Genomic DNA, 22,643 nt, shown 5'->3' with positions numbered 1-22,643 from the left:
GCGGCAGAGGACTGAAAGCCACACCCGGACCCCCTGGGTGAGCCAACCCTACGAATGGCTCGCTCATCCCGATCAACAAGGTAGGGAGGACTGACCGGTACGGCACGGCCGGGCGCCCCGCGCAGCGATACCGCGGGGCGCCCTCGTGCGCGCGCCGCGGTCAGTCCGTCCGCCGTATCACCGCCGCGTCGAACAGGTCCCACGCGCGCGGAAGGGCACTCTCGTCGTGACAGTGCCAGGCGTCCCAGAACAGGTCGGCGGCCAGTGCGTCCTCGGGCGCGTACACCCGGTACACGTACTCCCGGCCGTCGACCGCCGGCAGCGCCACCAGCCAGCACGCGCACCTGCTCCTCATACCCCTGTCGGACCCGCGACGGCCCGCTGGGGTTGTGCCGTGAGGCGGCGCGCGGCATGAGGGGGCCAACGGCGTGATCTCCTCCGTAAGGAGGATGCTCCGGCCCGCCGGGTCCACTCTGCGTGGGACGCCGAAATGCTCCCGTCCGGGGATGTCCCGGGCCGAAGGGGGTGATGTGCTGGGAGACGTGCAACCCCGTACCCCCCGGCAGTCGGCCGGCGAGCAAGGCGACCGGCGCCCGGACGGCGCCGACGCCGATGCCCCGTTCAGCGCGGAACTGGCACCGGTGGTCTCCGGTGCCCGCCGCAGAGCGGTGCGGGACGGGGACCGGCAGATCGACACGGCCCACCTGCTGCACTCCCTCCTGGAGTACGACCCCGAGGCACGGGCCGTCCTCGGCGAGGGGCCGCAGCTCGCCCGCCTGCTCGGCTACCTCGTACAGCGCAGCATCGGATACGGCCTGCGCTGGCAGAGCGCCGTCGAGGACTCCGGCGCCGTGCCCGTGGTGAGGGGGACCACCGGATTCTCGCCGCTGGCCGCGGCGGCCATGGAGGACGCCCGCGCCCGCGCCGCCCGGCGGAAGGCGGCCGAGGCCCGCGGAATCGACCTGCTCGCGGCCCTCGTCGCGGATCCGCGGGCCCGGGCCGTCGAGGTGCTCGGCCGCGCCGCCGTCGATCCCCGCACGGTCCTCGCCCGGGTGGACGACCACGTCGGGCCGACGCCCTGACCCCACGACCGGCACCATGCCGGATGTCCAGCCGGTGAGACAGGTGTCATTGGGGGTGACGGTCATGTCGTCCCCTGTCATCATGTGCCGGTGCAGACGACTGACAGCCCTCGCGGCAGCCGGGGAAAGGGCGCCGGGCTCGGACTCGCGCTCGCCTCGGCGGTCGCCTTCGGAGGTTCCGGTGTCGCGGCCAAGCCGCTGATCGAGGCGGGCCTCGACCCGCTCCACGTGGTCTGGCTGCGGGTGGCCGGCGCGGCCCTGGTGATGCTCCCGCTCGCCGTGCGCCACCGCGCGCTGCTGCGCCGCCGCCCGGGGCTGCTGGCCGGCTTCGGGCTCTTCGCCGTGGCGGGTGTGCAGGCCTGCTACTTCGCCGCGCTCTCCCGGATCCCCGTCGGCGTCGCCCTGCTCGTCGAGTACCTGGCACCCGCCCTGGTCCTCGGCTGGGTGCGGTTCGTGCAGCGCCGGCCGGTCACGCGGGCGGCCGCGCTCGGTGTGGTCCTCGCGGTCGGCGGGCTCGCCTGCGTCGTGGAGGTCTGGTCCGGCCTCGGCTTCGACGCCCTCGGGCTGCTGCTCGCGCTGGGCGCGGCCTGCTGCCAGGTCGGCTACTTCGTCCTGTCCGACCAGGGCAGCGACGCGGGCGACGACGCGCCCGACCCGCTGGGTGTCATCGCGTACGGGCTGCTCGTCGGCGCCGCCGTGCTCACCGTGATCGCCCGTCCCTGGACCATGGACTGGTCCCTGCTCGCGGACACCGCGCCCATGAACGGCACCCCCGTCGCCGCCGCCCTGCTGCTGGCCTGGATCGTCCTCGTCGCCACGGTCCTCGCCTACGTCACCGGCGTGCTCTCCGTGCGTCGTCTGTCACCACAGGTCGCGGGCGTCGTGGCGTGCCTCGAAGCGGTCATCGCCACCGTCCTGGCCTGGATCCTGCTCGGTGAACACCTCTCGGCGCCGCAGATCGTCGGCGGCGTGGTGGTCCTCGTGGGCGCCTTCATCGCCCAGTCCTCCGCGCCCGCCAAGGGCTCCGCGGACCCGGTGGCGAGCGGCGGGCCGGAAAGGGAGTTGTCCAGCCGGGGGACGTCGGCCTAGAGAGCCGGCCGTGCGTGCGACCACCCGCCTCCGGCCGCCTGGGGCGGGCCCCCGGAAGCCGCCCGGCGCAGGGCCGGCCGGCGCCGCCCGCAGACGCCGGTCCGTCTCTGCCCGAGGGGTGGCCCCCGCTGGTGCCCGGCTCGGTCACGGGCCTCGTGGCGGCGGAGGTGCGACGGGCGTGGAGGCCGCCGGAGCTCGCCTGACGGCGGAGCCTTCGCGACGGCACCGCACGCTCCTACGGGTGGACCCGCGTCACAGGGCGGTCAGATAGCCGGGCAGCTCGGTGCCCGCTTCCAGGCCCGGGTCGGCGATCGGGGTGCCGTAGCCCTTGCGCAGCGGGAGGAGGCCGGCCCAGTGGGGGAGGGCGAGGTCCTCCGGCTCGTCGTTCACGCCGCCGGTGCGGAGCTTGGCGGAGACCTCGTCCAGGTCGAGGCGGATCACGGCGGTGGCGGCCAGTTCCTTCTTGTCGGCCGGCCGGGAGTCCTGCGAGCGGCCGGGGACGACGTGGTCGACCAGGGCGTCCAGAGCCGTGCGCTTCTCCTCGGGGTCCGTCACGTCGTACGCGGTGCCGTGCACCACGACCGACCGGTAGTTGATCGAGTGGTGGAAGGCCGAGCGGGCCAGCACCAGCGCGTCCACGTGCGTCACCGTCAGGCACACGGGCAGGCCCGGGTCCGCCTGGCCCGCCATCCGCAGCGGGCGCGAGCCCGTGGAGCCGTGCACGTAGAGGCGTTCGCCGACCCGGCCGTACAGCGTGGGCAGGACGACGGGCGCGCCGTCGCGGACGAAACCGAGGTGGCAGACGTAGCCCTCGTCGAGTATCGCGTGCACCAGTTCCTTGTCGTAGGAGGCCCGGCCGGGGGAACGGGTGGGGACGGTGCGGTCGGTGGGCGAGTAGGCGGTCGTGGGCTGCGACGGTGTCTGCGGGGTCCCCTGCATGGTGCTCTCCATTGCACTAGTGCATAATGTTGTTTGTGCTAGGAGAGTATCGGATCACGGGGCGTGGTGCGGCGGAGATTTCCGCGAGCGTCGAACGTGCGGTGAGCGCGGGCGAGCTGGAACCGGGGCAATCTCTGCCTCCCATGCGGGAGTTGGCCGAGCAACTGGGGGTGAATCCCAACACCGTCGCCGCGGCCTACCGCACGCTGCGGGAGCGTGGGGTCATCGAGACCGCCGGGCGCCGGGGCAGCCGGGTGCGCGCGAAGCCGGCCACCACGGGGCGCGAGTTCATCCGCGTCGAGGTGCCCGAGGGCGTGCGCGACGTGTCCGCCGGCAACCCGGATCCGGCGCTGCTGCCCGCGCTCGGCCCGGTGTTCGCCGCGGCCGCCGGACAGGGCGACCGGGAGCCGGTGCTGTACGGGCACGCGCCCGTGGAACCGGAGCTGGAGCGCCTGGCGCGCGCCGAGCTGGACGCCGACGGCGTGCCGGACGGCCCCGTGGCCGTCACGTCCGGCTCGCTGGACGCCATGGAACGGGTGCTCGCGGCACACCTGCGGCCCGGTGACGCCGTCGCCGTCGAGGACCCCGGCTGGGGCAGCCTGCTCGACCTCGTGCCCGCGCTCGGCCTGCGCACGGTCCCCGTCGGCGTCGACGACGAGGGGCCGCTGCCCGACGACGTGCGCCGTGCCCTGACCGCCGGTGCCCGCGCCCTGGTCGTCACGGACCGCGCGCAGAACCCGACGGGCGCCGCGCTGAGCGCCACACGCGCGCGTGCCCTGCGGTCCGTCCTGTGCGAGCACCCGGAGACGCTGCTGATCGAGGACGACCACGGCCACCGCATCGTCGACCTGCCGCTGCACCCGCTCGCCGGTACGACGCACCGCTGGGCCTTCGTCCGCTCGGCGGCCAAGGCCTGCGGGCCCGACCTGCGGCTCGCCGTGCTCACCGGCGACGCCGTCACCCTCGACCGGGTGCGCGGCCGACAGCGGCTGGGCCCCGGCTGGGTCAGCCGCATCACCCAGCGGGCCGTGGCGCTGCTGTGGGCCGGGGAGGCGGTGGACACGCGGACGGTGGCGGCGGCGTACGGACGGCGCCGGGACGCGCTGCTCGGCGCGCTCGGACAGCGCGGTGTCACGGCGCACGGGCGCAGCGGCATGAACGTGTGGGTTCCCGTGCCGGACGAGACCGGCGCCGTCGCCCGTCTGCTGCACGCCGGTTGGGCCGTTGCGCCCGGCGCCCGCTTCCGGATCGGCTCCCCGCCCGGCATCCGGATCACCGTCTCGGCCCTGGCCGACGGAGAGGAACGGCCACTGGCGGACGCGGTCGCGGCGGCGCTGGGGCCGGGGCCGGGGCGGCGCTACGTCTGACGAGGCAGGGCCGGTGCGGGGCGGGGCCGACGCGTCCGGGCGGGGCCGGGGCGGCGCCGCGTCCGACGAGGCGGGACGGGGGCGGTGCGGCGTCCGACGAGGCGGGACGGGGGGCGGTGCGGCGCCGCGTCCGACGTGCCCGCACAGGGCTGATGCGGCGCCGCGTCCGACGCCTCCGCGGCGGTCGGCGTGCGGTCAGGCGGTCGCCTTCTGACGTTCCCGGGCCGGACGCGCCGACTCGGCGGGGCGGGGTGCCCTGGGCCGCGCCTGGGTCAGGGCCGCACCCGCGAGGACGACGGCCGCACCGGCCGGCGTCGACCAGGTCAGCGACTCGCCCAGCAGCGCGACGCCCGCGGCCGTGGCGATGACCGGCGTGAAGTACGTGACCATCTGGGCCGTCGTCGGGCCCACTTCGGCGACCAGGTCGTACTGGATCAGGAAGGCGAGCCCGGTGCCGAGCGCGCCCAGCGCCGCGACCGCCAGCACGGGCAGCACCGGGAAGTGTGACGGCATCGAGGTGGACAGCGGGGTGACGACCGCCAGTTGCAGCGTCGCGAGCAGCAACTGCGCTCCCGTCAGGGACAGGTGCGAGTGGCGGGAACCGGTCAGGGTGCGGCGGACGTAGATCCAGCCGACCGGATAGCTCAGCGAGGCGAGCAGGGCCGGCGCCGTACCCGTGACGTCCAGGCCGTGGAAGCCCTGCCAGACGCCCAGCACCGTCAGGACGCCCAGGAAACCGATGCCGAGGCCGGCCACCCGCAGCCGGGTCGGCCGGTCCTCGGACAGGGCGACCAGGGACAGGGCCATGCCCCACAGCGGCGAGGTCGCGTTGCAGATGCCCGCCAGGGACGAGGGGATCGTCAGCTCCGAGTAGGCGAAGAGCGAGAACGGCAGCGCGTTGAGCAGGAACCCGGCGACCGCCAGATGCGCCCACGTCCGTGCCCCGCGCGGCAGCCGCTCCCGCTTCACCGCCATCACCACGGCCAGCACCGCCGTACCGAACACCAGCCGGCCCAGTGTGACCTGGAACGGGGCAAAGCTCTCCGTCCCCACCTTCATGAAGAGGAAGCTGAAACCCCAGACGAGGGCGAGGGCCCCGAAGCGCAGCCGCCAGTCGAGGACGCGGCGAGGTGCGGGCGAGGAGGACGTGACGCTGCTCATGGGGGCAACGATGCTGCAGCCCTTCTCGTAGCACAATCGAGATTTCGCACGCGATATTGCGTAGCATCGCTTACATGTTGAACCTGGAGCGCCTGCGCACCCTCGACGCCCTCGCCCGGCACGGATCGGTCAGCGGCGCCGCCGAGGGCCTGCACATCACCACCTCGGCCGTCTCCCAGCAGATGTCCAAGCTGGAGCGCGAGGTCGGCCAGCAACTCCTGGCCAAGAACGGCCGGGGCGTGCGGCTCACGGACGCGGGCCGGCTCCTCGCCGAGCACGCGGCGCGCATCCTCTCCCAGGTCGAGCTCGCCCAGTCCGATCTCGAGGCCCACCGCGGGCAGGTGGTGGGCGAACTCCGGCTGTCGGCGTTCCCGACCGCCGCCCGCGGGCTGTTCCCCGCCGTGCTGTCCGCCCTGCGCGCCGAGCATCCCGCGCTGCGCGTCCGCTCCAGCGAGCTGGAACCCGAGCGCGGCATCGCGGGCGTGGTGCGCGGCGACCTCGACCTGGCCGTCGTGCTCGACTGGTACAACAAGCCGATGCCGGTGCCCGACGGCCTGGTCAAGGCGCCCCTCCTCGACGACCCCGCGGACGTGGCCATGCCGGCCGGCCACCGGCTCGCCGGCCGGGACGAGGTGGACCTCACCGAGTTCGCCGAGGACGAGTGGATCACGTGGGCCGAGGGCGAGTTCTGCCACGAGTGGCTGATGTTCACGCTGCGCTCGAAGGGCATCGAACCGATCATCGGCCACCGCGCCGCCGAGACCCACACCCAGCTCGGCCTGGTCGCCGCGGGGCTCGGCGTGTGCATCGCCCCGCTGCTCGGACGCCGTCCCGTGCCCGCCGGCGTCGTCACCGTGCCGCTGCGCCAGCGGGTGCGCCGGCACGTGTACGTCGTGTGGCGCGCGGACGCCGACCGCCGCCCGTCGATCCGGGCGGCGGTGGAGGCGCTGCGGACGGCGGCGGGACGGCTCGGCTGACCGTTCCGCCCTACGGCGACGACACCCGGACGGCTTTGCGCCCCGCGGCTCGTCGTCCTCCCTTCAGGCCAGCTCGATCGAGTCCCCGCTGACCGTGATCCGCACGGCGAGCAGCGGCTTGGGCGCCGGACCGCCCCGGACGCCGCCGTCGGTGATCGAGAACGTGCTGTTGTGGCAGGGACAGTGGATGACGCCGTCGGAGACGTCCGTCACGGCGCACCCCTGATGGGTGCAGGTGGCCGAGAAGGCCTTGAACTCGCCCGCCGCGGGCTGGGTGACCACGACCTTCCGGTCGGCGAAGACCTTCCCGCCCCCTTCGGGGATGTCCGCGGTCGCCGCGAGCGCGGTCCCGGCGTTCTCGCCGCCGTTCGCCGCACCGGAATCTTCCGACGTGCCGCCGTCCGAACCTCCGCACGAGGTCAGGGCGACGGCGAGCCCCGCCGCCACGACCGTGCGACGAGCCGGTCCCGTTGCGGGGTGAAACGGTGTGCTGGTCATGCTGATGACGTTCCCTTCCGGGGCTGGACGCGTGCTCTGCCGAGAGGTACGTCCGCGGGGCCCGTGCTGTTCAGTCCGGACCGTGACGGAGTCCCGTCCCGTCGTCACCGGCCGTTTCGCGGGGCGGCGCCGGCCGGTGCCGAGGGCAGGTACCGGGGGGCCCGCCAGGCATCCAGCCGGTGCTCCACCGCCGCGCCCAGCGACAGCAGTCCGGCGTCCTGGTGGTCGCCGGCCATCAGCAGCAGCCCGACCGGCAGTTCACCGACGAACCCGGCGGGCACGGACAGCGAGGGGTACCCGGCGACGGCGGCCGGGGTCGAGGAGGGGATCACGTCGTTGTCGCCGCGCGCGCAGTCGGTCGTCCACGCGGGCGGGTTCGCCGGGGACGCGATGGCGTCCAGGCCGTGGGCGTCCATCGTCTCGTCGATGGACCGCCGGGACAGGTCCCGCAGCTCGGCGCGCATCGCCCGGTAGCGCGGGTCGGTGGGCGGCGGCGCGGCCAGGGCCTGCTCGAACAGCTCCTGACCGGCGAAGCAGGTCCGCTCGGCCGGGTGCGCGCGGTTGAACTCGATCAGTTCGGCGAGGTCCCGAGGCCCGCCGCGGGTGGAGAGGTAGGCGTCGATGTCCCGGTGGAACTCGCTCAGCAGCGCCGGGAACTCGAGTTCGGCGAGCCTGTCCTGGTACGGCGGCGTCACCTCGACGACCTGGGCCCCCGCGGCACGCAGGTCCGCCGCGGTGCGGGTCATCAGGGCGTCCACCTCGGTGCCGAGCGACGGAAGCCGCCACAGACCGATCCGCTTGCCGCGCAGAGCACCGGGGCGCGTGGCCGCGTCCATGAGGCCGGAGGCACCGTCGTCGCCCGCGGTGTCGTGCCCGCTGAGCACCGAGAGGGTGAGCGCGGTGTCGATCACGTTGCGTGCCATGGGGCCCGCCGTGTCCTGCTCGGCGGAGATCGGGACGACGCCCGACTGGCTGACCAGTCCGAGACTGGGCTTGTGACCGACCACCCCGTTCATCCCGGCCGGGCACACGATGGAGCCGTCCGTCTCGGTGCCGATCGCCACCTGCGCCAGCGACGCGGCGAGCGCGGCGGCCGAACCGGAGGACGATCCGCACGGATTCCGGTCCAGGACGTACGGGTTGTGCGTCTGCCCGCCCACCGCCGACCAGCCCGAGGTCGGCTTCGCCGCGCGGAAGTTGGCCCATTCGGACAGGTTGGTCTTGCCGAGGATCACCGCGCCCGCTGCCCGCAGTCTCGTGACCAGATCCGCGTCCGTGTCCGGCAGACTCCCGGCGAGCGCCAGCGACCCGGCCGTCGTCGGCATGTCGCGGGTGTTCACGTTGTCCTTCAGCAGAACAGGGATGCCGTCGAGCGGGCCCAGGGTCCTGCCGAGCCGGTGCCGGACGTCGCTGGCGGCCGCCTGGCGCAGGGCCGTCGCACTGGTGCGCAGCACCGCATGGATCTTCGGGTCGACGGCCTCGATCCGCCGGAGGTACGTCAGGGTCAGCGCGGACGAGGTCAGTGCCCCGCGCCTCATGCGCGCCTGCAACTCGGGGATGGTGACCGTGTCGAGGTCCACTCCCCGCAGGAGGGACGGTCCGGAGGGTGCCGACGAACCGCCGGCACCTGGCTCGGCGGCTTCGGCGCGATGGCCGGGAGCACCCGTCAGAAGGGCGGGCACCACCAGGGCCGCGGTCAGTATCGCGAGGCGTCTTCTGCTCATGGGGGACAGCCCACTGCACGGGGTCGGCCGGCGCAAGAGGCCGCCGCTTCACCGCCCGTGGGTCCGGTGACCTCTCCTGCCGCTTCCCGCGAGCACCCGGTGGCCGTCACCGGCAGGCTGGAGGGCGTGAGCGGAAACGGAGACGCCACGGACGGTCTGCGCCTGGCCTCGGCGCGCGGGCGCTGGGTCCTGGCCTGTGTCGTGCTCGCGTCCGGTATGGCCATGCTCGACGGCACGGCCGTCAATGTGGCCCTGCCGAGGATGGGACGTGATCTCGGCGTCTCCCTGTCGGTGCTCCAGTGGGTCGTCAACGCCTACATGCTGACGCTGTCCGCGCTGATCCTCTGGGGCGGCGCGCTCGGCGACCGGTCGGGCAGACGACGCACCCTGCTGCTGGGCGTCGCCTGGTTCGCCGGGGCCTCGGCACTGTGCGGCCTCGCGTCGAACGAGTACGTGCTCATCGGCGCCCGTGCGCTGCAGGGCGTGGGCGGCGCGCTGCTCACCCCCGGCTCGCTCGCACTGGTACGGGCGTCCTTCCACCCCGACGACCAGTCGCGCGCGGTGGGAGCCTGGTCCGGCCTGACCGGTGTGGCGGGCGCCCTCGGCCCGTTCCTCGGGGGCTGGCTGATCGACGGGCCGGGGTGGCGGTGGATCTTCCTCATCAACGTGCCCGTCGCGGTCGCCGTGCTGCTCGTCGCGGTCGCCTTCGTACCCGAGAGCCGTGATCCCGCCGCCGCCGGACGTCCCTTCGACACGCTGGGCGCGTGTCTCGCGGCCGTGGCGTTGGGTGGCGTGAGCTATGCGCTGATCAGTGCCTCGTCCGGCGGCCCCGCCACCCGCGCCGTGCTTCCGGCGGCGGTCGCCGTGGCCGCGGGGGCGGCCTTCCTCGGGGTCGAACGCCGGGCCGGGAACCCGATGATGCCGCTCTCCCTGTTCTCCTCCCGGCTGTTCTCGGCGACCAACGGGATGACGGTGTACCTGTACGCGGCCATCGGCGGCATCCTGTTCCTGCTGCCCGTCCAGCTGCAGACGGCGCTCGGCTACGACGCGCTGGAGGCCGGTCTCGCCACGACGCCCATCACCGTGCTGATGCTCCTGCTCTCCGCCCGGGCGGGCGCCCTGGCCCGGCGCATCGGGCCCGCGGTGCCCCTGATCACGGGGCCGCTGGTGGCCGCGGCCGGAGCGTCGCTGCTGCTGCGGGTCGGGCCCGGCTCCGCCTACCTGCCGGACGTTCTTCCTCCGGTCCTGGTGATGGGCCTGGGCATGAGCCTGTTCGTGGCACCGCTCACGGCGACCGTCCTGGCCTCCGTGGACGCCGAGCACGCGGGACTGGCGAGCGGGGTGAACAACACCGCGGCACGGGTGGCCCAACTGCTGATCGTCGCCGCGCTGCCGCTCCTGGTGGGCCTCTCCGGCGACGCCTACACCTCCGGTGCCGCGGTGAACCGCTCCTTCCACCGCGCCGCCGTCGTGACCGTCGTGCTGTTCCTCGCCGCCTCGGCGACGGCCGCCCTGTTCGTCCGTCCCCGGCACGTACGCCACCGGGTCGAGGAGGCCCCGCGCCCCGTGTGCCGCTCCCACCTCTCCCTCACCTGTCCGCCCCTGGAACCCGGTCCGGACGCGTCCCGACAGCAGGAACACGGGCGTCGCGGAACTGGGGCGGGCCGGTGAGCGGGCCCGGCGCCTCCGTACACCGTCTTCGCCGGCGATCACCCCCGGTTACTATGCTCACTTCATGTCCGAGGCCGGAAGCAAAGGGCTGACGGCCGTGGACGGCTGCAGGCTGAAGAGACGGATGGCCCGGGAGAATGCTGAAAGAGGTCACCGCGACCCGCTACATCACGCCTCTGCGTGAAGGGGGGTCGCTCCCGGGACTCGTCGAGGCCGACGACCTCGGGACCTACGTCCTGAAGTTCACCGGTGCCGGGCAGGGTCGCAAGACGCTCGTCGCCGAGGTGGTCTGCGGCGAACTCGCCCGCCGGCTCGGCTTCCGTGTGCCGCGGCTGGTGGCCGTCGGCCTCGACCCGGTGCTGGGGCTCGGCGAGCCCGACCAGCAGGTACAGGAACTCCTCAAGTCCAGCGGCGGCACCAACCTCGGCATGGACTTCCTCTCCGGCGCCCTCGGTTTCGACCCGCTGGCCTTCGAGGTGAGCCCGGCGGAGGCAGGGCGGATCGTCTGGTTCGACGCGCTGGTCAACAACGTCGACCGGTCCTGGCGCAATCCCAACCTGCTGCGGTGGCGGGGCGACGTGTGGCTCGTCGACCACGGCGCCACCATGATCTGGCACCACAACTGGCCCGGCGCCGAGGCCTCGGCCGCCCGCCCCTACGACGCCCGCGACCACGCCCTCGCGCCGTTCGAGCCCGACGTCCGCGCGGCGGCCGACGCGCTCGCGCCCCTCGTCACCGAGGAACTCCTCGCCGAGGTCACCGCCGAGATCCCGGACGTCTGGCTGACGGACGAGCCCGGCTTCGCGACCCCCGACGACCTGCGGCGGGCCTACGCCCGGCCGCTGCTCGCCCGGGCCGCCACGATCCACGACCGCATCGAGGGGACCCGGTGAACGACCGCCACGTCTACGAGTACGCGCTGCTGCGCGTCGTGCCGCGCATCGAGCGCGGCGAGTGCGTCAACGCGGGAGTGCTCGTGTACTGCCGGGCCGCCTCCTACGTCGGCGTCCGTACCCACCTCGACGAGAACCGGCTGCTCGCGCTCGACCCGCACGTGGACCTGTCCGGCGTGCGCGCCGCGCTGCGCGCCGTCGAGGGCGTGTGCGTCGGCGGGGCCGCGGCGGGCCAGGCGGCATCCGACGACCCCGGCCGCCGCTTCCGCTGGCTGATCGCCCCCCGTTCCACGATCGTCCAGCCGGGCCCCGTGCACACCGGCCTCACCACCGATCCGGCCGCCGAGACGGAGCGGCTCCTCGACCTGCTGGTGCGGTAGCACGACCTCTTCACCGTGCCGCCCGAGGGTGGGTCCGCGTGTCTCGGCCGCCCGGCCCAAGGGGTCCGCGTGCCTCGGCCCCGCCGGGCGCGGTCCCGCGCCTCGGACGCGCCGCCCCTCCCGGCGGGCCCCCCGCGCCTCGATCCGCCGACGACGCCTCACCTCCGTAGACCCCGGCCGACGCGGCTCGGGCCGATACCGACGTCCCGGTCGCCCGGACCGGAACGGGACGCACCGCCCAACCCGCCCCGCACGCCGCGCGGGCCCGTGGCGCTGGGCCGTCCGGGGGAGTCCGGCCCGGCCGGCGCGCCCGGGGATCCGGGTAATGGATCACACCGGCCCGGTGTCCCGTTGACACCGGGTGCCAGGGCTTCTAGCGTCACGTCTGCGGAAGGTACTAAGCGGTCGCTCACCCAAGGGCGTGCCGAAGGGCCCCGCACGGGCCGCATCCCCAGGACGAGGAGAAGCAGCAATGTCCATCCATGAGCAGCGGGTCGCCGTCGTCACCGGAGCCGCGCGCGGCATCGGTGCCGCCACCGCCGTACGACTGGCCGCCGAAGGCCGTGCCGTCGCCGTGATCGACCTCGACGAGGCAGCCTGCAAGGACACCGTGGAGAAGATCACCGCGGCCGGCGGCAAGGCGATCGCGGTCGGCTGCGACGTCTCCGACGAGGCGCAGGTCGAGGCGGCCGTCGCCCGCATCGCCGAGGAGCTGGGCGCACCCACGATCCTCGTCAACAACGCGGGCGTGCTGCGCGACAACCTGCTGTTCAAGATGAGCGTCTCCGACTGGGACACCGTCATGAACGTGCACCTGCGCGGCGCCTTCCTGATGTCGAAGGCATGCCAGAAGCACATGGTGGACGCCGGCTTCGGCCGTATCGTCAACCTGTCCTCCTCCTCCGCGCTCGGCAACCGCGGCCAGGTCAACTACTCCGCCGCCAAGGCCGGTCTCCAGGGCTTCACCAAGACCCTCGCCAAGGAACTCGGCAAGTTCGGCGTCACCGCCAACGCCGTCGCCCCCGGCTTCATCGCCACCGAGATGACCAAGGCCACCGCCGACCGCGTCGGCATGGGCTTCGAGGACTTCAAGGCCGCCGCCGCGACCCAGATCCCGGTGCAGCGCGTGGGTGAGCCCGAGGACATCGCCAACGCCATCGCCTTCTTCACCGGCGAGGCCGCCGGCTTCGTCTCCGGCCAGGTGCTGTACGTGGCCGGCGGACCGCTCGACTAGGGAAGACGGACATGACTGAACTCCCCGCCCTCTCCGGCAAGGTCGCGCTCGTCACGGGGGCCAGCCGCGGCATCGGCTACGGCATCGCCGAGGCGCTCGTCGCACGCGGCGACCGCGTCTGCATCACCGGCCGCAACGAGGACGCCCTGAAGGAGGCCGTCGAGAAGCTCGGCGCCGACCGGGTCATCGGCGTGGCCGGCAAGGCCCACGACGAGACCCACCAGGCCGTCGCCGTCGAGCGCACGATGGAGGCCTTCGGCCGCGTCGACCACCTGGTCAACAACGCCGGCACCAACCCGGTGTTCGGGCCGATCGCCGACCTCGACCTGAACGTCGCGCGCAAGGTCTTCGAGACCAACGTGGTCTCGGCGCTCGGCTTCGCCCAGCGCACCTGGCACGCCTGGCAGAAGGACAACGGCGGCACGATCGTCAACATCGCCTCCGTCGCGGGCCTGTCGCCCTCGCCCTTCATCGCCGCGTACGGCGTCAGCAAGGCCGCGCTGATCAACCTCACCGCCCAGCTGGCGCACGAGTTCGCGCCCGGGGTGCGGGTCAACGCGATCGCCCCGGCCGTCGTGAAGACGAAGTTCGCCGCCGCCCTGTACGAGGGCCGCGAGGAGGAGGCCGCCGCGGGCTACCCGCTGGGCCGGCTCGGCGTCCCCTCCGACATCGGCGGCGCCGCCGCGTTCCTCACCTCGGAGCAGTCCGCGTGGGTCACCGGCCAGACCCTGGTGGTCGACGGCGGCATCTTCCTGAACGCCGGCGTGGCCTGACACGCCACCCGCGGCGCGTCACCGCGGCACGGGCGCCGCCGACAGCGACGGCGCCCGTGCCCGCGTGGTGAGATCATCCGGGTCATGACAACGTAGTCATCGCGAAAATGATCAAAACCCCTGTTCACAAGGGAGTTCAGGGAGCCGGGTGCTGCGATATGGTCTGCCGACCCTTGGTACGGCGGATCGAGGAGCGTGCGCGTGTTCAACCGGAATCGATGCCTGCGGAGCGTCGCGGCCATCGCGTCCATGTCGTCGCTGATCACCGGATGCGGCGTCCTGTCGTCCGACAGCTCGAAGGACGAGGGCCCGATCGTCGTGGGAACGACCAGCGCGCCCAGCACACTGGATCCGGCGGCCTCCTGGGACGGCTCCTGGGAGCTGTTCCGCAACGTCTACCAGACGCTGCTCAGTTACCCCAACGGTGCGACCACGCCCCAGCCCGACGCCGCCAAGAACTGCGCGTTCACCGACGCGGCGAACCAGGTGTACCGCTGTGAGCTGCGCGGTGGCCTGACCTTCTCCAACGGGCATCCGCTGGACGCGCAGGCGGTCAAGCACTCCATCGACCGGATCAGGAAGATCGACGTCAACGGTGGTCCCGCCGGACTGCTCGGCAGCCTCGACCGGGTCCAGGCCCCCAGCGAGCACGAGGTGGTCTTCCACCTCCACAAGCCCGACGCCACCTTTCCGTTCGTGCTCGCCACGCCGGCGATGTCGATCGTCGACCCCGCCGAGTACCCGGCGGACGCGCTGCGCAAGGCCGACGGCATCGCCGGCTCCGGTCCGTACACGCTCGAGGCGTACCAGGACGGGGAACGGGCCGAACTCGTCCGCAACGACCGCTACAAGGGTTTCGCGGAACGCCACAACGACGCGGTGACCATCCGGTACTTCAAGGACTCCGCCGGCATGGTGAAGGCCCTGCGCGACCATGAGATCCAGGCCACCTACCGGGGTCTCGCGGCCGACGACATCATCACGCTCCAGGGCAAGGCCGCCAAGGAGGAGGACCTCCAGCTGGTCGAGGGCACCGGCGCGGAGATCAGCTACCTGGTGTTCAACCCCACGGACCCCTGGGCGGGCCGCAAGGCCGTACGCCAGGCCGTCGCCCAGGTGATCGACCGGGCGGCGATCGCGCACAGGGTCTACCAGGACACCGTCGACCCGCTGTACTCCATGGTCCCCAAGGGACTGACGGGCCACACCACGGGCTTCTTCGACGACTACGGCGACCCCAGCGTCTCCAAGGCCCGCCGGATCCTCTCCGACGCGGGCATCACCGACCCCGTCCCGCTCACCCTTTGGTACACCACCGACCGCTACGGCTCGGAGACCGAGGCGGAGTTCAAGGAGATCGAGCGGCAGCTCGACGACTCCGGCCTGTTCACGGTGACGGTCCGGAGCCGGCCCTGGAAGACGTACGTCGAGGGGTACCAGAAGGGCGAGTACCCGGTGTTCGGCCGCGGCTGGTCCCCGGACTTCCCGGACGCCGAGAACTTCATAGCCCCCTTCGTCGGCGAGCAGAACGCGCTCGGCACGCCGTACCCGGCCCCCGAGATCACCGGCGATCTGCTGCCCAGGTCCCGGCGCGAGAGCGACCGTGCCAACGTGGAGAAGGACTTCGAGCGGGCGCAGCAGATCCTCGTGGACGACGCGCGGCTGCTGCCGCTGTGGCAGGGCAAGCAGTACGTGGCCGCGAGCGACGACATCTCGGGCGCGGAGCGGGCGCTGGACCCCTCGACGATCATGATGATGTGGCAGCTGTCCCGCAAGACCAGCTGGTAGACGGTCCGTTCCCGGCCCCGGCCGGGGCCCCCGGGAGCGGATTGTCAGTGGTCGCCGGTAGGTTCTGAGGACTGGAAGCTACCGCACACCGTAAGGAAAACGACGTGACCGACATCGCCATGCTGCCCGAGTCCTGGCGCGGGGTGCTGGGTGACGAACTGCAGAAGCCCTACTTCAAGGAGCTGATGGAGTTCGTCGAGGAGGAGCGGGCGAACGGTCCCGTCTACCCCCCGCGCGAGGAGGTCTTCGCCGCGCTGGATGCCACGCCGTACGACCAGGTGAAGGTGCTGGTCCTCGGGCAGGACCCGTACCACGGCGAGGGACAGGGCCACGGGCTGTGCTTCTCGGTCCGGCCGGGCGTGAAGGTCCCGCCGTCGCTGCGCAACATCTACAAGGAGATGCACGCGGAGCTGGACATCCCGATCCCGGACAACGGCTACCTGATGCCCTGGGCGAAGCAGGGCGTCCTGCTGCTCAACGCGGTGCTCACGGTCCGGGCCGGCGAGGCGAACTCGCACAAGTCCCGGGGCTGGGAGCTGTTCACCGACGCGGTGATCCGCGCGGTGGCCGGCCGGCCCGATCCGGCGGTGTTCGTGCTGTGGGGCAACTACGCGCAGAAGAAGCTGCCGCTGATCGACGAGACCCGGCACGCGGTGGTCAAGGGCGCGCACCCCTCGCCGCTGTCGGCGAAGAAGTTCTTCGGGTCCCGTCCGTTCACGCAGATCAACGAGGCGGTCGCCGCGCAGGGGCACGAGCCGATCGACTGGACCATCCCCGATCTGGGCTGAAACGGCGTCCGGAGGGCCGGTCGTCCGTCGACCGGCCCGCGCGTCACGGGCCGCCTGACCTGGAAGTCCGGTGCCTGCCGTTAGCGTCGTCGGGGACAGCCGACGAGGGCACGGAGGACGTGGTGGCCAAGGGACAGGAGCAGGCGGCGCCGGACGCCGTGCTGACGCGGATCGGGCAGGTCGTCATGCTGCACCACGCGGGCGACCGCGAGGAGGCCCGGCACCGCTTCCTCGTCCTGTGGGCGGAGATCGGCGAGCACGGCGACCCGCTGCACCGCTGCACCCTGGCCCACTACCTGGCCGACACCCAGGACGACCCGGGGGACGAACTGGCGTGGGACCTGCGGGCTCTGTCCGCCGCCGAGGAGATCACCCAGGGACACGGCGCCGAGCACCACGAGGGCATGCCCGCCGCTCGTGCCCTGTATCCCTCGCTGCACCTGGACCTGGCCGCCGACTACGACAGGCTCGGTCACCGCGAGGCCGCCCGGGTGCATCTGCGGCAGGCCCGCGCCGCGGCCGAGGCGCTGGCCGACGACCGCTACGGCGAGGGCGTGCGCGCCGCGATCCGCCGCCTGGAGTCGCGGCTCGGCGACGGCGGACCCGCTCCGGACGGACCGTGGGGACCACCGCGCCAGCGGCCGTGAAGGGCACGCGCCGGGCGGCAGGACCCAGTGGCCTTGAACGGCACGCGGCGGGTGACCGCGGGCGGTACGGGCTGAGCAGTCGTGGGGGTCGCGGCCTCGGCGGCGTGGGCGGTACGGCTTCAGCGGCCGTACGTCTGCTCGCAGATGGTCGCCTCCGGACTGCCGGGACGCCAGCCGCCGTACTTCCTGCCCAAGGAGCACACGTTCGTCCCCGCGCCCTTGCCGGCCGGTCCCGGAAGGTCGGGGACATCGGCGCGGGGTCTCTGGGCGGATCCGCCCGGCCGCCAGGGCACCTCGGGGCGCGGCGGCTGCGGGGCGGCGGCCGGGGGTCTGCGCGGTGCCGGGGTCGCCGGACGCCCCGTGCGGTGCGGCTTCTTCGAGGCGCGGCCGGGGGAGGGGGAGGAGCCGGTCATCTCCAGCGCCTCACGGGCCGGGGCCTGTACGGCCCCCTGTTCGGCCGGGCCGTCCGCGCGGGGCGCGGCCGGCCGGGCGCCGGCCGCCGGACCGGAGGCGGGCTGGACCGTCGTACAGCCGGACAGGGCCGAGACAGCCACGGACAGCAGCAGTGTTGCGGTGGTCGTCGTTCGATGCACCCGCGTCACTCTGGCGGCTCGGGCCCGCTCCGCGACGGCGGACGGGCGGAGTTTGCCCCCGCACGGGTGATCTCCGGCCCCATACGGAGGTCTCGCGCTCCCGGCGGGTGACGTCAGTCGCCGGTGGCGCCGTCGAGGCACTCGCGGATCAGATCGGCGTGGCCGTTGTGCCGCGCGTACTCCTCGATCATGTGCGTGTGGATCCAGCGCAGGCTGAACGGCTCGCCGGTGCGCCGGTGCTTGCCCCGGGACATCTCGTCGAGGCGGAAGGCCGCCGCGTGGCGCCGGGCGGCCTCGATCTCGGCCTGCCAGGTGGCGTACGCCTCCTGCCAGGTGTCCGCCTCGGTCAGGTGGAACTCGCCGTCCGGGTCCTCGTCGCTGTAGTAGATCGGCTCGGCCTCCTCGGCCGCCAGCACCCTGCGGTACCAGCTCCGCTCCACCTCGGCCATGTGCCGCACCAGCCCCATCAGGGACAGGGAGGAGGGGGCCACGGCGGCGGTCCGGAGCTGAGCGTCGGTCAGGCCCTCGCACTTCCAGGCTAGGGTCTGCCGGTGGTAGTCCAGCCAGCCCTCCAGCATGGTGCGTTCGTCGGCATCGGTGGCGGGTTCGCGGCGATCGGTGGTCATGTCCGCATCCTGGCCCACGCCGGTGTGATCCACCAGTGAATTGCGCACGTCAGCGGCCCAGCATTCCGACGATCAACTCCCGCAGCCCCGCCCGCACCTCGTCCGGTCCCGGCACCTCGGCACTGAACGATCCGGCCACGCAGGAGAACATCAGCCCGTCCGCCCAGGCGACGAGCGACAGCACGTGACGGGCCGGGTCGGCCGAGCCCATCGCCGTGACGAGGGTGCCGAGCTGCTCGCGGAAGCGGGCGCCGGTGGCGTCGAAGCAGGCCCGCAGTTCGGGCCGGCGCGTGGCCTCCAGAGCCAGTTCGTAGCGCGCCAGGGTGAGTTCGCGGTTGCGGGTCAGGGCCCGGTGCGTCGCCAGCGCCAGCGCGTCCACCAGGGCGTCGAGGCCGGCGCGCGGGTCCGGCATCTCGTGCAGGGCCAGCACCCGCGCCTCCCGCTCGGCCAGCCGCCGCACCGCCAGCTCCAGCAGGGCCTGCCGGGTCCGCGCCAGGTTGGACGTGGAGCCCTGGGGGAGCCCCGCGGCCTCGTCGACCGCGCGGTGCGTGAGGCCGCGCATCCCGCGCTCGGCGAGCAGGGCGAGCGCGGCGTCGGCGACGAGGCCGGCGCGGGCGGCGCCGGTGGGGGGTGCGGTACGGGCGGACATGCGGCCAACCTACCCGGCGCACTACGGATGTAGTACGGTCGAGGCAACGGCTCACTACACCTGTAGTGAGCGAGTGCGGACGCGAGGAGGAGCCATGGCGCGGACCGGGCGGGCCGTCGTGATCGGCGGCGGGATCGGCGGGCTCACCGCGGCGGCGGCCCTGCACGGAGCCGGCGTGCGGGTCACCGTCCTGGAGCGCTCCCCGGCCCTGGAGCCGGTCGGCGCCGCCATCTCCCTGTCGCCCAACGCCCTGCGCGCCCTGGACGTCATCGGCCTCGGCGACGAGATCCGCGGCCTCGCCGCCTGGCAGGGCGACGGAGGCCTGCGCACCCCGGGCGGGCGCTGGCTCTCCCGGTCCAGCGCCGAGGCCGCCGCGGCCCGGTTCGGCGGCCCGCTCGTGCTGCTGCCCCGGTCCGTCCTGGTCGACCGCCTCGCCGCGCGGCTGCCGCCCGGCGCGATCCGCACGGGCGCCGCCGCGACCCTCGCCGACCCCGGCGCCGACGACCGGCCGGCCCGCGTGGTCACGCCCGACGGCGAGCTGGAGGCCGACCTGGTCGTGGCCGCCGACGGCATCCGCTCCACCGTGCGCCGCACGCTGTTCCCGGACCACCCCGGACCCGTCTACTCCGGTTTCACCACCTGGCGCCTGCTCATCCCGCTGCCCGGCGTCGCGTTCGCCTCGCACGAGACCTGGGGCCGGGGCCGCATCTGGGGCACGCACCCGCTGAAGGACGGCCGGGTCTACGCGTACGCCGCCGCCGTCACCGCGGCGGGCGGGCGCGCCGCGGACGAGCGGGCCGAGCTGCTGCACCGGTACGGCGACTGGCACGACCCGATCCCCGCCGTCCTCGCCGCCGCCCGCCCCGAGGACGTCCTGCGCCACGACGTGCACCACATCGCCGAGCCGCTGCCCTCCCACCACCGCGGCCGGGTCGCCCTCCTCGGGGACGCGGCCCACGCCATGCCGCCGACCCTCGGCCAGGGCGGCAACCAGGCGATCGAGGACGCGATCGTGCTCGCCCACCACCGGGACGACCTCGCCGCCTACACGGCCGCCCGGCTCCCCCGTACGACCGCCGTCGCACGGCAGGCCGTCAGGGTCGCCCGGCTCAACATGGCGGGCAACCGCGCCGTGACCGCCGTACGCGACGCCGCGATCGCCGCGCTGTCGAGGACCGGTCCCGCGCTGTTCCTGCGCGGCTTCGACGGCATCGCCGACTGGCGGCCCCCGCAGGCGCCGTATGCTTCGCAGCGGACCCGGGCCGGCGAGCGATAGAGGAGCACACCCCGTGAAGGTCGGTTGCATCGGACTCGGCGACATCGCGCAGAAGGCCTACCTGCCGGTGCTCGGAGCCCTGCCCGGCGTGGAGCTGCACCTGCAGACCCGCACCCCCGCGACCCTCACCCGCGTCGCCGACGCCCTGCGCGTCCCGGACCGGCAGCGCCACGCCGACCTCGGCTCCCTCCTCGCCCAGGGCCTCGACGCCGCCTTCGTGCACGCGCCGACGGCCGTCCACCCCGAGATCGTGACGAGGCTGCTGGACGCCGGCGTGCCGACCTACGTCGACAAGCCGCTCGCCTACGAACTCGCCGACTCCCAGCGGCTGGTGGCCCTCGCCGAGCAGCGCGGCACGAGTCTCGCCGTCGGCTTCAACCGGCGCCACGCCCCCGGTTACGCGCAGTGCGCCGAGCACCCGCGCGAGCTGATCCTCCTGCAGAAGAACCGCACGGGGCTCCCGGAGGAGCCGCGCACGATGATCCTCGACGACTTCATCCACGTCGTCGACACCCTGCGGTTCCTCGTGCCCGGACCGGTCGACGACGTCACCGTGCGCTTCCGCGCCGAGGACGGCCTGCTCCACCACGTCGTGCTCCAGCTCGCCGGGGACGGCTTCACCGCGCTCGGCGTGATGAACCGGCTCAGCGGCTCGGCCGAGGAGATCCTGGAGGTCTCCGGTCAGGACACCAAGCGCCAGGTGGTCAACCTCGCCGAGGTGATCGACCACAAGGGCCAGCCGACCGTGCGGCGGCGCGGCGACTGGGTGCCGGTGGCCCGGCAGCGCGGCATCGAGCAGGCGGTGCTCGCCTTCCTCGATGCCGTGCGGGCGGGCACGGTGCTCAGTGCCCGGGACGCGCTGGAGACCCATGAGCTGTGCGAGCGGGTGGTACGCGCGGTGCTGGATCCGACCGCCTGAGCCGCAGCGTCCGCACCCCGTCGGTGACGGCCCAGGCCGCGAGGACCAGCAGCGCCGCGCGCACCGTCCAGTCGCCGAAGCGGACGTACGGCGTGCTGCCGTGCGCGAGCGGCACCTCGTACACCCGGGCCGCGCTCGCGTCGGTGCCGAGCCGGGGGCCGATCCGCGCACCCGACGCGTCGTGGACGGCCGAGACACCGGTCAGCGTCGCGTGGACCATCGGGCGGCCGGTCTCGGCGGCGCGCAGCGCGGCGAGCGAGGCGTGCTGCGCGGGCGCCCAGGTGTCCTGGAACGTCGACGTCGACGACTGGGCGAGCAGCACCTCGGCGCCGTCGGCGGCCAGACGCCGGCTCATGTCGGGAAACGCGCTCTCGAAGCACACCATCGGGCCGATCCGCAGCCCGTCCCCCACGTCCATCACGACCTGCTGCGAGCCGCGCCTGCGGTCCTCGCCCGCCGCCTTGCCGACGGAGGTGGCCCAGCCGAGCAGTGAGCGCGCCGGAACGTACTCCCCGAAGGGGACCAGCCGCATCTTGTCGTACCGGTCGCCGGTCAGGCCGTCCGGACCGACGAGCACCGAGCTCTTGTAGATGCCGGGCTTGTCCGAGCGCCGCGCGTCCACGTTGACCAGGATGTCCGCGCCCGTCTCCCGGGACAGTGCCGCCAGCCGCCGTGCCAGGTCCGGCCGGTCGTCCAGGTCGAAGCCGACGCTGCTCTCGCCCCAGACGATCAGGTCGGCGCCCCGGCCCGCCAGTGCGCGGGTCAGCTGTTCCTCCCGGTCGAAGCGCCGGTCCGCGCTGTCACGGCCGGCGACGACACCGGGCTGCACCACGGCGATCGCGACCCGCTCGCCGGTGTCGGGGCGAGGCGACCACGCCCAGACCGCGGAGGTGACGGCGGCGGTGGCGACCAGTCCGGCCACGGCGGGCACCCGGGCCCGGCGGACGGCGACGAGGACGGCGACGGCCACGTCGACGGCCACCACCAGGAAGCTGAGCAGCCACACCCCGCCGACCGAGGCGAGCCGCAGCGCCGGGGCGACCTGCCACTGACTGGCGCCGATCATGCCCCAGGGACCGCCGAGCCCCTGCCAGGACCGGACCAGCTCCACGGCCAGCCAGCCCGACGGCAGCACCAGGAGCGCCGCCGCGACCCTGCCGCCCGACGGGGCTCCGCCCAGCAGCCGCCGCACCAGCCATCCCCACGGCGCCCACAGCGCGCCGAGCAGCGCGGCGATGACGAACGTGAACACGTGCAGGCTGGGCAGCAGCCAGTGGTGCATGGCCAGCATGAACCCGAACCCCGCACACCAGCCGTCGTAGGCGGCCCGCCTGCCGGTCGGGGCGCTCCGGGCCAGCAGCAGCCACGGGACCAGCGCGACCCAGGCCCACCACCACAGCGAGGGGGCGGGGAAGGCGAGGACGGGCAGGGCGCCGGCGAGCACGGCGACGGCCGAGCGCCGCCAGGGGGAGGTGAGCCAGTGGCCGAGCGTCTTCATGGGCGGCTCCCTACCCCGTGGTGCCTTCAGTGTGCGCTCTCGGTGCGGATCGGATCAGTCGATCACACCGG

The 22,643-nt window shown here is 73.7% G+C and carries 23 protein-coding genes; 14 read left to right on the top strand and 9 right to left on the bottom strand.

What is annotated here, in order from left to right:
* Positions 1-160: 160 nt before the first annotated feature.
* On the bottom strand, positions 161-355 hold the full coding sequence (locus ACIRFH_RS17490) for a hypothetical protein (protein ID WP_403521433.1): 195 nt from the start codon (positions 353-355) through the stop codon (positions 161-163).
* A 187-nt stretch (positions 356-542) separates the two neighbouring features.
* Between ACIRFH_RS17490 and ACIRFH_RS17485 the strand changes: the two genes are divergently transcribed.
* Both ACIRFH_RS17485 and ACIRFH_RS17480 read left to right on the top strand, forming a co-directional pair.
* On the top strand, positions 543-1,082 hold the full coding sequence (locus tag ACIRFH_RS17485) for a Clp protease N-terminal domain-containing protein (protein WP_403521413.1): 540 nt from the start codon (positions 543-545) through the stop codon (positions 1,080-1,082).
* A gap of 84 nt (positions 1,083-1,166) precedes the next feature.
* Positions 1,167-2,171 (top strand): EamA family transporter, encoded by a 1,005-nt coding sequence (locus ACIRFH_RS17480; protein WP_403521411.1) that lies wholly within the window; start codon positions 1,167-1,169, stop codon positions 2,169-2,171.
* A 252-nt stretch (positions 2,172-2,423) separates the two neighbouring features.
* Here the strand turns inward: ACIRFH_RS17480 and ACIRFH_RS17475 are convergent, their stop codons facing one another.
* Positions 2,424-3,110, bottom strand: a complete 687-nt coding sequence (locus ACIRFH_RS17475; protein ID WP_403521431.1) for a pyridoxamine 5'-phosphate oxidase family protein — start codon at positions 3,108-3,110, stop codon at positions 2,424-2,426.
* A gap of 35 nt (positions 3,111-3,145) precedes the next feature.
* Here ACIRFH_RS17475 and ACIRFH_RS17470 point away from each other — a divergent pair, with 35 nt between their 5' ends.
* The gene (locus ACIRFH_RS17470) at positions 3,146-4,477 is read left to right on the top strand and encodes an aminotransferase class I/II-fold pyridoxal phosphate-dependent enzyme (protein WP_403521409.1); all 1,332 of its coding nucleotides are present in this window, start codon (positions 3,146-3,148) and stop codon (positions 4,475-4,477) included.
* A 195-nt stretch (positions 4,478-4,672) separates the two neighbouring features.
* Here the strand turns inward: ACIRFH_RS17470 and ACIRFH_RS17465 are convergent, their stop codons facing one another.
* Positions 4,673-5,638, bottom strand: coding sequence for a DMT family transporter (locus ACIRFH_RS17465; RefSeq protein WP_403521407.1), 966 nt, complete (start codon positions 5,636-5,638; stop codon positions 4,673-4,675).
* A gap of 74 nt (positions 5,639-5,712) precedes the next feature.
* On the opposite strand from ACIRFH_RS17465, the gene ACIRFH_RS17460 reads away from it, so the two are divergent.
* Entirely contained in the window at positions 5,713-6,615 is a 903-nt protein-coding gene (locus ACIRFH_RS17460; RefSeq protein WP_403521405.1) for a LysR family transcriptional regulator, read from the top strand.
* A 63-nt stretch (positions 6,616-6,678) separates the two neighbouring features.
* Here ACIRFH_RS17460 and ACIRFH_RS17455 read toward each other — a convergent pair whose 3' ends face one another.
* On the bottom strand, positions 6,679-7,113 hold the full coding sequence (locus tag ACIRFH_RS17455) for a Rieske 2Fe-2S domain-containing protein (RefSeq protein ID WP_403521403.1): 435 nt from the start codon (positions 7,111-7,113) through the stop codon (positions 6,679-6,681).
* Between the two features lie 104 nt (positions 7,114-7,217).
* Positions 7,218-8,837, bottom strand: a complete 1,620-nt coding sequence (locus ACIRFH_RS17450; RefSeq protein WP_403521401.1) for an amidase family protein — start codon at positions 8,835-8,837, stop codon at positions 7,218-7,220.
* 216 nt (positions 8,838-9,053) lie between these two features.
* Here ACIRFH_RS17450 and ACIRFH_RS17445 point away from each other — a divergent pair, with 216 nt between their 5' ends.
* The 8 genes from ACIRFH_RS17445 to ACIRFH_RS17410 all read left to right on the top strand — a co-directional run bounded on the left by ACIRFH_RS17445 (position 9,054) and on the right by ACIRFH_RS17410 (position 17,011).
* On the top strand, positions 9,054-10,508 hold the full coding sequence (locus ACIRFH_RS17445) for an MFS transporter (RefSeq protein WP_403521429.1): 1,455 nt from the start codon (positions 9,054-9,056) through the stop codon (positions 10,506-10,508).
* A 137-nt stretch (positions 10,509-10,645) separates the two neighbouring features.
* Positions 10,646-11,401, top strand: coding sequence for a HipA family kinase (locus tag ACIRFH_RS17440; RefSeq protein ID WP_403521399.1), 756 nt, complete (start codon positions 10,646-10,648; stop codon positions 11,399-11,401).
* Positions 11,398-11,781: a DUF3037 domain-containing protein gene (locus ACIRFH_RS17435; protein ID WP_403521397.1), complete on the top strand. Its 384-nt coding sequence runs from the start codon at positions 11,398-11,400 to the stop codon at positions 11,779-11,781. Before ACIRFH_RS17440 ends, ACIRFH_RS17435 begins: the two co-directional genes overlap by 4 nt.
* A 472-nt stretch (positions 11,782-12,253) precedes the next feature.
* Positions 12,254-13,015, top strand: coding sequence for a 3-oxoacyl-ACP reductase FabG (fabG, locus tag ACIRFH_RS17430; protein WP_403521395.1), 762 nt, complete (start codon positions 12,254-12,256; stop codon positions 13,013-13,015).
* Between the two features lie 11 nt (positions 13,016-13,026).
* On the top strand, positions 13,027-13,788 hold the full coding sequence (locus ACIRFH_RS17425) for an SDR family oxidoreductase (protein WP_403521393.1): 762 nt from the start codon (positions 13,027-13,029) through the stop codon (positions 13,786-13,788).
* A gap of 201 nt (positions 13,789-13,989) precedes the next feature.
* Positions 13,990-15,576 (top strand): ABC transporter substrate-binding protein, encoded by a 1,587-nt coding sequence (locus tag ACIRFH_RS17420; protein WP_403521391.1) that lies wholly within the window; start codon positions 13,990-13,992, stop codon positions 15,574-15,576.
* Between the two features lie 104 nt (positions 15,577-15,680).
* On the top strand, positions 15,681-16,364 hold the full coding sequence (gene ung, locus ACIRFH_RS17415; protein WP_403521389.1) for a uracil-DNA glycosylase: 684 nt from the start codon (positions 15,681-15,683) through the stop codon (positions 16,362-16,364).
* Positions 16,365-16,486: 122 nt separating this feature from the next.
* Positions 16,487-17,011 (top strand): hypothetical protein, encoded by a 525-nt coding sequence (locus ACIRFH_RS17410; protein WP_403521387.1) that lies wholly within the window; start codon positions 16,487-16,489, stop codon positions 17,009-17,011.
* A gap of 119 nt (positions 17,012-17,130) precedes the next feature.
* Here the strand turns inward: ACIRFH_RS17410 and ACIRFH_RS17405 are convergent, their stop codons facing one another.
* From ACIRFH_RS17405 to ACIRFH_RS17395, 3 genes are all read right to left on the bottom strand, one after another.
* Complete coding sequence (locus ACIRFH_RS17405) at positions 17,131-17,604, bottom strand: hypothetical protein (protein WP_403521385.1); 474 nt, start codon at positions 17,602-17,604, stop codon at positions 17,131-17,133.
* A 113-nt stretch (positions 17,605-17,717) separates the two neighbouring features.
* Positions 17,718-18,230, bottom strand: coding sequence for a DinB family protein (locus ACIRFH_RS17400; protein WP_403521383.1), 513 nt, complete (start codon positions 18,228-18,230; stop codon positions 17,718-17,720).
* A gap of 49 nt (positions 18,231-18,279) precedes the next feature.
* On the bottom strand, positions 18,280-18,879 hold the full coding sequence (locus ACIRFH_RS17395) for a TetR/AcrR family transcriptional regulator (RefSeq protein WP_403521381.1): 600 nt from the start codon (positions 18,877-18,879) through the stop codon (positions 18,280-18,282).
* Positions 18,880-18,973: 94 nt separating this feature from the next.
* On the opposite strand from ACIRFH_RS17395, the gene ACIRFH_RS17390 reads away from it, so the two are divergent.
* A complete protein-coding gene (locus ACIRFH_RS17390; protein ID WP_403521379.1) occupies positions 18,974-20,155 on the top strand; it encodes an FAD-dependent monooxygenase in 1,182 nt (393 codons plus the stop codon).
* A gap of 13 nt (positions 20,156-20,168) precedes the next feature.
* Entirely contained in the window at positions 20,169-21,074 is a 906-nt protein-coding gene (locus ACIRFH_RS17385; RefSeq protein WP_403521377.1) for a Gfo/Idh/MocA family protein, read from the top strand.
* Here ACIRFH_RS17385 and lnt read toward each other — a convergent pair.
* Positions 20,998-22,572, bottom strand: coding sequence for an apolipoprotein N-acyltransferase (gene lnt / locus ACIRFH_RS17380; protein ID WP_403521375.1), 1,575 nt, complete (start codon positions 22,570-22,572; stop codon positions 20,998-21,000). The genes ACIRFH_RS17385 and lnt overlap by 77 nt on opposite strands.
* Between the last annotated feature and the right edge of the window lie 71 nt (positions 22,573-22,643).

This window comes from Streptomyces sp. NPDC093586 (assembly GCF_044764905.1).
Taxonomy (GTDB): Bacteria; Actinomycetota; Actinomycetes; order Streptomycetales; family Streptomycetaceae; genus Streptomyces.
The sequence above is the reverse complement of the archived record's forward strand: the minus strand, read 5'-3'. Positions and strand labels throughout refer to the sequence as shown.